This is a genomic window from Streptomyces sp. P17 (genome assembly GCF_032436805.1).
Lineage (GTDB): Bacteria > Actinomycetota > Actinomycetes > Streptomycetales > Streptomycetaceae > Streptomyces.
Genome location: NZ_JAVRBF010000024.1, coordinates 1 through 12,650 on the forward strand (window position 1 = coordinate 1; position 12,650 = coordinate 12,650).

The following is a 12,650-nucleotide window of genomic DNA, read 5'->3' on the forward strand; positions in this document are numbered from 1 at the left end:
GCAACGCACTCCTCAGACGGGTCCGCCAGATCAGCCTCGGCTACGGGGTCCGACCCCCGGCAACGCACTCCTCAGACGGTCCGCCGAATCAGCGCCGACTACGAGGTCCGGCCCCCGGCAGCGCACTAGTCAGACAGTCCGCCGGATCAGCGCCAGATACATCGCGTCGGTCCCGTGCAGATGCGGCCACAGCTGTACGTCGGGCCCGTCGCCCAGGTCCGGCACGCCCTGCAGCAGCGGGCGGGCGTCGATCAGTTCCGCGCCCGGGTGCTGCTTGAGCACGTCGTCGACGACAGCGCGGGTCTCGGCGAGATGCGGGGAACAGGTGGCATATCCGACGACCCCGCCGACCCGCACGGAGTCGAGCGCCGTGCGCAGCAGGCCCCGCTGGAGCGGCGCGAACCCGTCGAGGTCCTCGGGCCTGCGCCGCCACCGCGCCTCCGGCCGCCGCCGCAGGGCGCCGAGACCGGTGCACGGCACGTCCATCAGCACCCGGTCGAAAGAGCCGGGCCGCCACGGCGGCCGCGTCCCGTCGGCGGCGATGACCTGATACGGCCCGGGGTTGCCGTCGAGGGCCCTGGCGACGAGCCCGGCCCGGTGCGGCTGCTTCTCGGAGGCGAGCAGCACGGCCCCGCGTCCGGCGGCGAGCGCGGCGAGCAGCGCGGCCTTGCCGCCGGGCCCGGCACATCCGTCGAGCCACTTCTCATCGGGCCCGTCGAGCGGAGCGTTGGCCAGCGCGAGAGCGACGAGCTGGCTGCCCTCGTCCTGCACCCCGGCACGTCCCTCGCGTACGGCCTCGATCGCGCCGGGTTCACCACCCTCGGCAAGCCTGACCGCGTACGGCGACCAGCGCCCCGGCACCGCGGCGTCCTCGCCGAGGAGCTCGTCGGTGGTGGCCCGCCCCGGCCGGGCGACCAGCGTCACCTCGGGCCGCTCGTTGTCGGCCTCCAGCAGCCGCTCGATCCCGGCGCGTCCGCCGCCGAGCGAGTCCCACAGAGCGGAGACGACCCAGCGCGGATGCGAGTGCACGACAGCGAGATGGTCCTCGGGGTCGTCGTCGTAGGGCGGCGCGACCCGCTCGATCCACTCGTCGAGGTCGTGCTGGGAGACCTTGCGCAGCACGGCGTTCACGAACTTGGCCCGCCCGTCGCCGAGTACGACCCGGGCGAGCTCGACGGAGGCGGACACCGCGGCGTGCGTCGGAATCCGCGTCCCGAGCAGCTGGTGCGCCCCGAGGCTCAGCACATCGAGCACCGGCGGGTCGACCTCCCGCAGCGGCCGGTCGACACACGCGGCGATGACGGCGTCGTACGTCCCCTGCCGGCGCAGCGTCCCGTACACCAGCTCGGTGGCGAGGGCGGCATCCCGCCCGTCGAAGTCACCCTGCTCCCGCGCCTTGCGCAACAGCGGCGGCAGCACGAGGTTGGCGTACGCGTCCCGCTCGTCCACGGCCCGCAGGGCCTCGAAGGCGAGAACGCGGACGGGGTCCTTCTTGGGCCGCCGGTAGGGCTTGCCGGGTTTGCGGGGCCGACGGGAGGTGTCGCTCACGAAAAAGGTGCTCCGGATTGCTGGATGACGCTTGCTGAAGTGTGTGTCCAGCCTACGTCGCACCGGGCGCCCGGTGCGCGGCAGGTCAGGCCCCGAGGCGCTCCCCGTCGGCGATCCGCACGCCGCGCGCCCAGTCGGCCGCCCGCATCGGCTTCTTGCCCTGGGCCTGCACCCACAGCAGCTCGACGGCGTACGACCCGGTGCCGACGTGCACCGTGTTCTTGCCGACGGCGAGCGCGCCCGGCGCGAGCTCGGTCCGGTCCGGCACCGGCTGGACCTGGATGAGCTTGAGCCGCTCACCGCGGAAGACGGTCCAGGCGCCGGGCGCCGGGGTGCAGCCGCGTACGACCCGGTCGACGCGCAGCGCGGGGGCGGTCCAGTCGATGTGGGCGTCCTCGACATTGACCTTCGGGGCCAGGCTGATCCCCTCGCCCGGCTGCGGTACGGCCTTCAGGGAGCCGTCCTCGATCCCGTCCATGGTCGCGGCGAGCAGCCCGGCGCCGGCGAAGGCGAGCCGGGTCAGCAGGTCGCCGCTGGTGTCGGTGGGCCGGATGGACTCGGTCACCGTCCCGTAGACGGGCCCGGAGTCGAGCCCTTCCTCGATGAGGAAGGTCGTGGCGCCGGTGATCTCGTCCCCGGCCATGATGGCGTGCTGCACAGGGGCGGCACCGCGCCAGGCGGGCAGCAGCGAGAAGTGCAGGTTGACCCAGCCGTGGGCCGGGATGTCGAGGGCGACGCGCGGCAGAAGGGCCCCATAGGCGACAACAGGACAGCAGTCCGGCGCGATCTCCCTGAGCCGCTCCAGAAACTCCGGATCCCGCGGCTTGACGGGCTTCAGCACCTCGATCCCGGCCTCCTCGGCCCGCTCGGCCACGGGAGAGGCCACCAGCCTCCGCCCCCGTCCGGCAGGAGCATCGGGCCGCGTGACAACGGCAGCCACCTCATGCCGCCCGGAGGCGAGAAGAGCGTCCAGAGCGGGAACGGCGACCTCGGGGGTACCGGCGAAGACAAGCTTCATGGGTGCGTGCGGGCCTCTCGGTCGGGGGTTGGAAGGGGCAACACACCAGTCTATTGGGGCGAGGGGCCGAGGGGTTGCCCGGCCACGAGGGGAAAGCCGCCGCCGACGCGAGCCGATGGCCGCCCGGCGCACCCCGTTACCTTTTCCGTGGCCCCGCAATGGGGCGCCTGGCCCCCGGGCCCGGTATGGCTGTGTGCCCCCTGTCGTACGGATGACCTGGGGGGTGTTGCCGCCGGGCTTCGGGGCACCGCTTGACCGCTGATGAGGGGCACCCCCCGGCGCACGCATATGCCGGTACGCCCCCTCTGCGTGACCAGCGGAGCGAATCCGCGTTGGTCAAGAAAGAGTTGACCACAACGGGCCGCACATCGCGCGGCCCTATCCTTTTCAACGCCGGTTCGAGAGGCTTGTTCATGGCCGACCACGCAACCCACGACGCCCAGGCTCGGGCCAGCCTGCACTTGCTGGTGCGGGACATCGAGCGGGTCCGCCGGCAGGTGGACGCATTGCGCACGCTCACCGCCCAGTTGGGCAACGTCTACCGCCCGCGCCGCTCCGGCCCGTCCACGGGCTTCGTCGTCTACGGACGCGCCCCCGCCCCGACGGTACGTCTCGCCCAGGAGCTGCGGGACAGTGTCGAGACCCTGGTGACGGCGGCCGTGGACTTCGACCGCTCACTCGGCTTCTCGTGGGACGCGGTGGGCTCCGCCCTCGGCGTGACCAAGCAGGCGGTCCACCGCCGCTACGGCTCCCGCCGCGCCGCGACTCAGGCGGCAGCCGAGGCCGAGCGCACGACAGAGCCGACGAGCACCCGAACGGTGAGCGTCAACACGGGCATCCCGTCGGTCCCCACGGTCCCCGCAGCAAGGTCCATGCCCACCCAGCCCACAGCCACAACCCCCACCTTCCGAGAAGACCCCCGCCCCCCAGCCTTCCCAGCCCCCCGCAACGGCTGACGCCCCGCTCCGGCCCCCGGCCCCCGTCCTCCCGCGCCGACATCGGGAGGACGGGGGCGCGGGCGGGCTGCCGCCTCTCCGCTCACCCACCGCCGCCGCTGACGGTCATGCAGGGATGCGGGGGCGGCACAGCAGCGCCATCCAACCGCGTGGCCAACCGCCACTCCGCTCACCGCCGCCGCCGCCGCCGCTGACAGTCATGCAGGGCCGCAGGGGCGGGCACAGCAGCGCCATCCAACCCACGTACCCGCGGCCCACCGCTCCGCTCACCCACCGCCGCTACGGGCAGCCATGCGGGACCGCACGGGCGGGCACAGCAGCGCCATCCAACCCACGTACCCGCGGCCCACCGCTCCGCTCACCCACCGCCGCTACGGGCAGTCGTGCCGCTGGGGCGGCACGGGTGGGCGCAGCGGCACCCCGCCAACGCGGGCGAGCGCACCCCACGCCACCCGAAACCAACCGCACACCGCCAACGCGGGCGAGCGCACCCCACGGCACCCAAACCGACCGCACACCTGCAAAACTGGCAAGCGAACCCCACCCCAGGTCACCCAATATCCGGCGGATCAATCCGCACCCGAACCGCCGCCTCCCCACCAGCCCCACCCCGAGCCATCCGAGCAGCCTGCGCAGCTTTCAGCGCAGCGGCCAACGCCGCCCCCTTCCCCGGCGGCACCCGAACCAGCGCCCGCTCCCACCGCTCCCCCGGCGGCGGCCCCCCAACCCGCCGAGGACGCCCGGGCGCCGTAACAGGCACCGCCACAGGCCCCAACACCTCCGCCTCCTCAGGCAGTTCCGCAGCCCGCAGAAACTCCCCCACAGCCTCCGCGACCCCCGACACCGCCGCCATCCGGGACACCGGCGGAAACCCCAGCTCGGCCCGCTCCGCCAGCTCCCGCACCGCATGCCCCACGGGATCCCACCGCACGAGCGCCTGCACAGGCCGCAGGGTCGGCTCGGCCACCACCACCACGGTCCCCCCGACACCCTGCGGCCGCACCAGCGCGGCCGCCCCGATCCACCGCCGCAACGCATCCTCCCCGGCCCGCAGATCAGGCCGCCCCAGCATGGCCCACCCGTCCAGCAGCAGCGCCGCGGCGTACCCCCCCTCCGCCACCGGCTCAGCCCCCGGCGTACTCACCACCAGCGCAGGCCCCCCCGGCACGGTGTCCAGCACATGCTCCCGCCCGGACGTCCGCACCGGCACAGCCGGGAACGCCCGCCCCAACTCCTCCGCGGTCCTGCGAGCCCCCACCACCTGCGCGCGAAGCCGAAACCCCCCACACTCCGCACAGTGCCAGGCGCCTTCGTCACGCCCGCACCACCCACACCGCAACACCCCGGCGTCCTGCGCCTCCAACGGCCCCGCACAGTGCCGACACCGAGCAGGCGCCCGACAGTTGGCACACGCCAACCGCGGCACATACCCCCGCCGAGGCACCTGCACCAACACCGGCCCCTGCCGCAACGCATCCCTGACGACCTGCCAGGCCAGCGTGGGCAACCGAGCCGCCCGCGCGGCCTCGTCCCGGGCAAGATCACCGTCCCCCACCGTCCGCACCAGCGGCGCAGCCCCCCGCACCTGCTCCCGGCCGGCGACGATCGGCCGAGCCCACCCGCTCTCCACAAGCTGCGCGGCCTCGACGGTGCAGCTCCAACCCCCCAGCAAAAACGCACACTTGTCCTGAGCGGCCCGCAGCAACAACACATCACGCGCATGCGGCTGAGGAGCATGCGGCTCACTGTGACTGTCGTCCCCGTCGTCCCAGATGACCACCAGCCCAAGATCCCGCACCGGCGCGAACACAGCGGCCCGAGTCCCCACGACGGCCCGCACAGACCCCCGCCGCACCGCGAGCCACTCCCGATACCGCTTCTCGGGCCCGGCGTCGGCGGTGAGCACGGCATGCCGCCCCTCCCCCAGCAGCGCGGTCAACGCGGCATCGACCCGAGCGACAGCCCGCCCGTCCGGCACCACGGCCAACGCCCCACGCCCCGACGCGAGCGTCGCCGCGACAACCCGGGCGATCTCCTCGCTCCACTCAGGCCCGGGCAAGGCATTCCACACGGCCCGAGGCGCCCCGCCCGAGGCCAGCGCCTGCAGAAACGCACCCCCCTGCTCGTACCGCCCCCAGGACCCGACCTCAGGCGCCGCCGGCGCAGGCAACGGCTCAGGAGAGGGCCGCTGCTCGGCCCGAGCGCTCCGCGGCGGAACAGCGAGCTGAAGCACATCGGCCAGACTCCCCGCATACCGGTCCGCGACAGCCCGAGCCAACGCCAGCAGTTCCTCATCGAGCACCCGCTCCGGCGACACGACCTGAGCCAGCGCGGCCAACGGCCCCGAGTAGTCGGATTCGGCCAGCCGCTCGACAAGAAACCCGTCGATCAGCCCCCCACCCTCACGACGCCCGTCCCGCACCCGATGCCGCCCGGCCCCGAACCGCACCCGCACCCGCACCCCGGGCTGAGCGTCGGCATCCAGCTCCTCAGGCACCGCATAGTCGAAATACCGATCAAGATGCAGCACCCCCTTGTCCACCAGCACCCGCGCAACAGGCAACTCCGGAGCAAGCGCGGCCCCCCGCCAGGTCCGAGGCTTGGCCCGAGGCCCCTTGGCCTGACGCACACTCTCCCGAATGAACGCGAGCTGCTCAGGCGGCGCCCCCTCAGCCCCACCACCGACCTGCCCATCCTCGCTGCTCACACCTGCATTCTTACCAAATGCCACTGACAGCGGCGCCACGCGGACAAACGCCGAGGCCCGGCACCCCCAAGGGACACCGGGCCTCGTCAGCCGTGAGAGGTCGGAGGCTTACAGCCCCGCCGCCGCGCGCAGTGCGTCCACGCGGTCCGTGCGCTCCCAGGTGAACTCGGGGAGCTCGCGGCCGAAGTGGCCGTACGCGGCCGTCTGGGCGTAGATCGGGCGGAGCAGGTCGAGGTCGCGGATGATCGCGGCCGGGCGGAGGTCGAAGACCTCGTCGATCGCCTTCTCGATCTTCTCGGCGTCGATCTTGGCGGTGCCGAAGGTCTCGACGAACAGACCGACCGGCTCGGCCTTGCCGATGGCGTACGCCACCTGGACCTCGCAGCGGGAGGCCAGGCCGGCCGCCACGACGTTCTTGGCGACCCAGCGCATCGCGTAGGCGGCCGAGCGGTCCACCTTGGACGGGTCCTTGCCGGAGAAGGCGCCGCCGCCGTGGCGGGCCATGCCGCCGTACGTGTCGATGATGATCTTGCGGCCGGTGAGGCCGGCGTCGCCCATCGGGCCGCCGATCTCGAAGCGTCCGGTCGGGTTGACCAGCAGACGGTAGCCCTCGGTGTCCAGCTTGATGCCCTCGTCCAGGAGCGCCTTCAGCTCCGGCTCCACGACGAACTCGCGGATGTCGGGGGCGAGCAGCGACTCCAGGTCGATGTCGGAGGCGTGCTGCGAGGACACGACCACCGTGTCGAGACGGACGGCCTTGTCACCGTCGTACTCGATGGTGACTTGCGTCTTGCCGTCGGGGCGCAGGTAGGGGATGGTGCCGTTCTTGCGGACCTCGGACAGGCGCTTCGACAGGCGGTGCGCGAGGAAGATCGGCAGCGGCATCAGCGTCGGCGTCTCGTCCGTCGCGTAGCCGAACATCAGGCCCTGGTCACCGGCGCCCTGCTTGTCCAGCTCGTCCTCGTCGCCCTCGACCCGGCTCTCGTACGCCGTGTCGACGCCCTGCGCGATGTCCGGGGACTGCGCGCCGATGGACACCGAGACACCACAGGAAGCGCCGTCGAAGCCCTTCTTCGAGGAGTCGTAGCCGATCTCCAGGATCTTGTTGCGGACCAGCGTCGCGATGTCCGCGTACGTCTTGGTCGTGACCTCGCCGGCCACGTGCACCAGGCCGGTGGTGATCAGCGTCTCGACGGCGACCCGGGAGGTCGGGTCCTCACGCAGAAGCGCGTCGAGAATGGTGTCGCTGATCTGGTCAGCGATCTTGTCGGGGTGACCCTCGGTCACGGACTCCGAGGTGAACAGGCGACGGGACACAACGCTCCCTGGGGTTGCAGCGGCTGCTGGCTGATCATTGGCGGACGGGCTCGGGGGCTGCGCCCGGCGTCGTCCGAGAACAGTTTATCGGTCGCGCTCGGCCACGGGCCCACCTGTCTCGCCTCTCGGGAGCGCTGTGACCTGCGGCACGGGCATTCTGCCCAATCTCCCACGGCGTGACCAGGGGCGCCACGCCCCAATGTGCGGGGTTTCAGGAGTCCGTGAAGCGAATGCGGCATTCAGCTCAGGCGCCCGGCCACCAGATCCCACACGGTTTCGGCCAGGGCCTCCTTGGGGCCGTACGGCACGGGCGTCTCGGTGCCGTCGGCGCCCAGCACCACGGCCTCGTTCTCCTCGGAGCCGAAGGTCTTGCGCTCCCCCACCTCGTTCACCACGAGCAGGTCGCAGCCCTTGCGCTGCAGCTTGGCACGGCCGTTGGCCAGCACCTCGTCCGTCTCGGCGGCGAATCCGACGACCACCTGGCCGGGGCGGGCCCGGTCCGCGGAGATCTCCGCGAGGATGTCCGGATTCCGCACCAGCACGATCGGATCCGGGTCCTGGCCGTCCTTCTTCTTGATCTTTCCGGCGGCGTACGTCTCGGGGCGGAAGTCCGCGACAGCCGCCGCCATGACGACCGCGTCGGCGTCGGCGGCCGCCTTCAGCACCGCCTCCCGCAGCTGTACGGCCGTACCGACCGGGACGAGGTCCACCCCAGCCGGGTCCGGCAGCCCCGTGTTCGCGGCGATCAGCGTGACGCGGGCGCCCCGCGCGGCGGCGGTGCGGGCGAGGGCGTAGCCCTGCTTGCCGGAGGAGCGGTTGCCGAGGAAGCGGACCGGGTCCAGGGGCTCGCGGGTGCCGCCGGCGCTCACGACGACGTGCCGCCCCTTGAGGTCGGGCTCGGTGACGCCTCTGGCCAGGACCCGGCGGCAGATCTCGAAGATCTCCCCCGGGTCCGGCAGCCGGCCCTTGCCGGTGTCGACACCGGTGAGGCGGCCGACGGCCGGTTCGATGACGACGGCGCCGCGACGGCGCAGCGTCGCCACGTTCTCCTGGGTGGCCGGGTGCTCCCACATCTCCGTGTGCATGGCCGGGGCGAAGACGACCGGGCAGCGGGCGGTGAGCAGGGTGCTGGTCAGCAGGTCGTCGGCGAGGCCGTGCGCGGCCTTGGCGAGCATGTCCGCGGTGGCCGGGGCGACCACGACGAGGTCGGCGTGCTGGCCGATGCGGACGTGCGGCACCTCGTGGACGTCGTCCCACACCTCGGTCGAGACGGGGTTGCCGGACAGGGCCGACCAGGTGGCGGCGCCGACGAAGTGCAGCGCGGAGGCGGTGGGCACGACGCGTACGTCATGTCCCGACTCCGTGAGCCTTCGCAGCAGCTCACAGGCCTTGTACGCGGCGATACCACCGCTCACCCCCAGAACGACCCTCGGCTTGTCCACGGTCTCTCCCCGGCTCGGAAACGTACTCCCCCATCACACACCACAGGCCCGGCAGTCGTGCTGCCGGGCCTGTGGAAAAGACTGCTGCAAGCAGGAAATATTACTGCGCCGGGCCCTCAACAGCCTCGGACGTCAGCAGTCCCGCGTTGATCTCGCGCAGGGCGATCGAGAGCGGCTTCTCGTGGACGTGGGTGTCGACGAGCGGACCGACGTACTCAAGGAGGCCCTCGCCGAGCTGCGAGTAGTACGCGTTGATCTGGCGGGCCCGCTTGGCCGCGTAGATCACCAGGCTGTACTTCGAGTCGGTGGCCTCAAGCAACTCGTCGATCGGCGGGTTGATGATGCCCTCGGGCGCGGAGATGGAAGAGGACACGCTCTACCTTCCGATGGATGGGAAAGATTCGGTCAGGCGATCAGAGACGATCACACAACGTCCATCAAGGCTAGCAGCTCGCGCGCCACGTCCTCGACGGAGGTGTTGACCAAGGTCACGTCGAACTCCGGCTCGGCGGCCAGTTCGACCGTCGCCGCCCGCAGCCGACGCTCGATCACCTCGGGCGGCTCGGTGCCCCGGCCGGTGAGCCTGCGCACCAGCTCCTCCCAGGAGGGAGGAGCCAGAAACACCAGATGAGATTCCGCCATGGACTCGCGGACCTGCCGGGCGCCCTGGAGGTCGATCTCCAGCAGGACGGGCTCACCCGCCTCCAGGCGCTCCAGCACGGCCGCGCGCGGCGTGCCGTAGCGGTTGCCGGCGAACTCGGCCCACTCCAGCAGCTCGCCGTTGGCGATCAGCTTGTCCATCTCCTCGTCGGTGACGAAGAAGTAGTGGACTCCGTGCTTCTCGCCGGGGCGGGGCTTGCGGGTCGTCGCCGACACCGAGAGCCAGACCTCGGGGTGTTCCTTGCGCATATGGGCGACGACCGTGCTCTTGCCGACCCCTGAGGGGCCGGAGAGCACGGTCAGCCGCGAACGTTCACTCATGCAGCGATTATTCCAGCAATCCCGGGGTGCCCGGGACTTCCTTCCCGGCAGTGCCCGGGATCAGGAGCCGGTGCTGCCGAACTCACGCTCCAGGGACGCGATCTGGTTGGAACCGAGGCCACGCACGCGGCGGCTCTCGGAGATGCCGAGTCGCTCCATGATCTGCTTGGCGCGGACCTTGCCCACGCCCGGCAGAGACTCAAGAAGGGCGGAGACCTTCATCTTGCCGATGACGTCGTTCTCCTGGCCCTGCTTGATGACCTCGTGAAGGGAGGCGCCGGAGTGCTTGAGTCGATTCTTGACCTCGGCCCGCTCCCGGCGAGCCGCGGCGGCCTTTTCGAGCGCGGCTGCGCGCTGTTCAGGGGTAAGGGGCGGAAGAGCCACGCCTACGTCACCTCGGATGTTGAACTGTCGGATACGGACCGGTGAGGAACCTAGTCGCCCCACACCTGGGGAGCCACGAGCAACACGCTTGCCCACTGTCCCCCACTACCTAAAGGGTGTGGGGGTGCCCCCACTGCTCGGAGACTAGCGGGCAAGTCCGCCAGAGTCAGCGAGAACAGCGGAAAAGTCCTGGTCAGCCTCCGCCAGGACGGATATTTCAGACATACTGCCCCTGATTTGAGGATGTATTCAGACTCAAGTCGGCCCGTGGCCACTCGTCGGAGGACTCGAACAAGCGTCTAAATATCTCCGCCGCCCCTCAGGGACGACCCACACGGCCGACTTACACCGCTGCCCGGATCTCCTCCGCGAACCGCTCCGCCGCCGCACGCAGCGCGCCGACATCGGGACCGTGCCGCAGCACCCCCCGGCTGACGTTCGGCACGACATTGCGCACCGCCGCCCCGAAGACCCGGGGAAGGTCCGCCGGCGTGGCTCCCTGGGCGCCGATGCCGGGCGCCAGGAGCGGACCGTTGATCCTCAGGTCGTAGGACGACAGGTCGCCGAGCGTGGCGCCGACGACCGCTCCGAAGGAACCGAGCGGCTCCTCCCCCTCGTTCTCGGCGGCGAGGTGGGCCAGCATGGTCGCGCCCACCGTGCGCCCGTCGGCCCGCACCGCGTGCTGGACCTCGCCGCCCTCCGGGTTGGAGGTCAGCGCCAGCACGAACAGCCCCGCGCCGCTCTCGCGCGCGAGCGCCACGGCCGGCGAGAGCGACCCGTAGCCGAGATACGGTGAGACGGTCAGCGCGTCCGAGAACAGCGGGGAGTCCTTGCGCAGGAAGGACTCGGCGTAGGCGGCCATGGTCGAGCCGATGTCGCCGCGCTTGGCGTCCATCACGACCAGCGCGCCGGCCGCGCGGGCCTCCTCGACCGACTTCTCCAGGACGGCGACCCCGCGCGACCCGAAGCGCTCGAAGAACGCGCTCTGCGGCTTCAGTACGGCGACCCGGTCGGCCAGCGCCTCGACGACCGTACGGCTGAACCGCTCCAGACCGGCGATGTCGTCGTTCAGACCCCACTCCGAGAGCAGCGAGGCGTGCGGGTCGATGCCGACGCACAGCGGGCCCCGCTCATCCATGGCGCGGCGCAGCCGTGCGCCGAAGGGTTCCAGAGTCATGCGGCCTTCCTTACGTCGGCGCCGACCGCGTCGGCGAGGGTGGCGTACGGGCTGGTGCGCAGGCGGGCGGCGAGCCCCTTGTGGATGGCACGGCCCCAGAAGGGCCCCTCGTAGATGAAGGCGCTGTACCCCTGGACCAGCGTGGCGCCGGCCAGGATGCGCTGCCAGGCGTCCTCGGCGTTCTCGATGCCGCCCACGCCCACCAGGGTGATGCGGTCGCCCACGCGCGCGTACAGGCGGCGCAGCACCTCCAGGGAGCGCGCCTTGAGCGGGGCGCCGGACAGGCCGCCGGTCTCCTGGACCAGGGCGGGAGCGGAGGTCAGACCGAGCCCCTCGCGCGCGATGGTGGTGTTGGTGGCGATGATCCCGTCCAGGCCGAGCTCGACGGCGAGGTCGGCCACGGCATCGATGTCCTCGTCGGCGAGGTCCGGCGCGATCTTGACCAGCAGCGGGACTCGACGCGTGGTGACGGTACGGTCGGCGGCCTCGCGCACCGCGCTCAGCAGCGGCCGCAGCGCCTCGGTGGCCTGGAGGTTGCGCAGCCCTGGCGTGTTCGGCGAGGAGACGTTCACGACGAGGTAGTCGGCGTACGGTGCCAGCCGCTCGGTCGACTTCACGTAGTCGCCGACCGCCTCGGCCTCCGGAACCACCTTGGTCTTGCCGATGTTCACACCGACGACCGTGTTGAAGACGGGCGTACGGGAGGCCAGACGGGCGGCGACGGCCGGCGAGCCCTCGTTGTTGAAGCCCATGCGGTTGATCAGCGCCCGGTCCGGTACGAGCCGGAAGAGCCGCTTCTTGGGGTTGCCGGGCTGTGCCTCCCCGGTGACGGTGCCGATCTCGACGTGGTCGAAGCCGAGCATCGACATCCCGTCGATGGCGACGGCGTTCTTGTCGAAGCCGGCGGCGAGCCCGAACGGCCCGTGCATCCGCAGCCCGAAGGCCTCGGTGCGCAGCTCCTTGTGGCGGGGCGCGAGCGTGGCGGCGATGAAGGTGCGCAGCACCGGGATGCGCACGGTGAGCCGGATCCAGCGGAAGGCGAGGTGGTGCGCGCGCTCCGGGTCCATCCGCTTGAAGACGAGGTTGAAGAAGATCTTGTACATGGTCCTCACCGAGAAGT

General features: G+C 71.5%; 11 protein-coding genes. 1 reads left to right on the forward strand and 10 read right to left on the reverse strand.

Annotation, left to right across the window (positions count from 1 at the left end):
* Positions 1-129 precede the first annotated feature (129 nt).
* Both RMT89_RS17195 and fmt read right to left on the reverse strand, forming a co-directional pair.
* Entirely contained in the window at positions 130-1,548 is a 1,419-nt protein-coding gene (locus RMT89_RS17195; protein WP_315884633.1) for a transcription antitermination factor NusB, read from the reverse strand.
* A gap of 85 nt (positions 1,549-1,633) precedes the next feature.
* A complete protein-coding gene (gene fmt, locus RMT89_RS17200; RefSeq protein WP_315884634.1) occupies positions 1,634-2,566 on the reverse strand; it encodes a methionyl-tRNA formyltransferase in 933 nt (310 codons plus the stop codon).
* 413 nt (positions 2,567-2,979) lie between these two features.
* Between fmt and RMT89_RS17205 the strand changes: the two genes are divergently transcribed.
* Complete coding sequence (locus RMT89_RS17205; RefSeq protein ID WP_315884635.1) at positions 2,980-3,522, forward strand: hypothetical protein; 543 nt, start codon at positions 2,980-2,982, stop codon at positions 3,520-3,522.
* A gap of 550 nt (positions 3,523-4,072) precedes the next feature.
* Here RMT89_RS17205 and RMT89_RS17210 read toward each other — a convergent pair.
* The 8 genes from RMT89_RS17210 to RMT89_RS17245 form a co-directional block, all read right to left on the reverse strand.
* Entirely contained in the window at positions 4,073-6,229 is a 2,157-nt protein-coding gene (locus RMT89_RS17210) for a primosomal protein N' (protein ID WP_315884636.1), read from the reverse strand.
* Between the two features lie 108 nt (positions 6,230-6,337).
* The gene (gene metK / locus RMT89_RS17215) at positions 6,338-7,546 is read right to left on the reverse strand and encodes a methionine adenosyltransferase (protein ID WP_315884637.1); all 1,209 of its coding nucleotides are present in this window, start codon (positions 7,544-7,546) and stop codon (positions 6,338-6,340) included.
* A 239-nt stretch (positions 7,547-7,785) separates the two neighbouring features.
* Positions 7,786-8,988, reverse strand: coding sequence for a bifunctional phosphopantothenoylcysteine decarboxylase/phosphopantothenate--cysteine ligase CoaBC (gene coaBC / locus RMT89_RS17220; protein ID WP_315884638.1), 1,203 nt, complete (start codon positions 8,986-8,988; stop codon positions 7,786-7,788).
* 100 nt (positions 8,989-9,088) lie between these two features.
* Complete coding sequence (rpoZ, locus tag RMT89_RS17225) at positions 9,089-9,361, reverse strand: DNA-directed RNA polymerase subunit omega (RefSeq protein WP_003988945.1); 273 nt, start codon at positions 9,359-9,361, stop codon at positions 9,089-9,091.
* Between the two features lie 50 nt (positions 9,362-9,411).
* Entirely contained in the window at positions 9,412-9,969 is a 558-nt protein-coding gene (gene gmk / locus RMT89_RS17230; protein ID WP_315884639.1) for a guanylate kinase, read from the reverse strand.
* Positions 9,970-10,029: 60 nt separating this feature from the next.
* Entirely contained in the window at positions 10,030-10,353 is a 324-nt protein-coding gene (locus tag RMT89_RS17235; protein WP_003977346.1) for an integration host factor, read from the reverse strand.
* Between the two features lie 343 nt (positions 10,354-10,696).
* Positions 10,697-11,530: an orotidine-5'-phosphate decarboxylase gene (gene pyrF, locus RMT89_RS17240; RefSeq protein WP_315884640.1), complete on the reverse strand. Its 834-nt coding sequence runs from the start codon at positions 11,528-11,530 to the stop codon at positions 10,697-10,699.
* Positions 11,527-12,633, reverse strand: a complete 1,107-nt coding sequence (locus RMT89_RS17245) for a quinone-dependent dihydroorotate dehydrogenase (protein ID WP_315884721.1) — start codon at positions 12,631-12,633, stop codon at positions 11,527-11,529. Before RMT89_RS17245 ends, pyrF begins: the two co-directional genes overlap by 4 nt.
* Between the last annotated feature and the right edge of the window lie 17 nt (positions 12,634-12,650).

What these genes read in the sequence shown, in the direction of transcription:
- fmt (WP_315884634.1), bottom strand. Translation starts at nt 2,566, where the DNA reads ATGAAGCTTGTCTTCGCCGGTACCCCCGAGGTCGCCGTTCCCGCTCTG.
- RMT89_RS17205 (WP_315884635.1), top strand. Translation starts at nt 2,980, where the DNA reads ATGGCCGACCACGCAACCCACGACGCCCAGGCTCGGGCCAGCCTGCAC.
- gmk (WP_315884639.1), bottom strand. Translation starts at nt 9,969, where the DNA reads ATGAGTGAACGTTCGCGGCTGACCGTGCTCTCCGGCCCCTCAGGGGTC.
- pyrF (WP_315884640.1), bottom strand. Translation starts at nt 11,530, where the DNA reads ATGACTCTGGAACCCTTCGGCGCACGGCTGCGCCGCGCCATGGATGAG.
- RMT89_RS17245 (WP_315884721.1), bottom strand. Translation starts at nt 12,633, where the DNA reads ATGTACAAGATCTTCTTCAACCTCGTCTTCAAGCGGATGGACCCGGAG.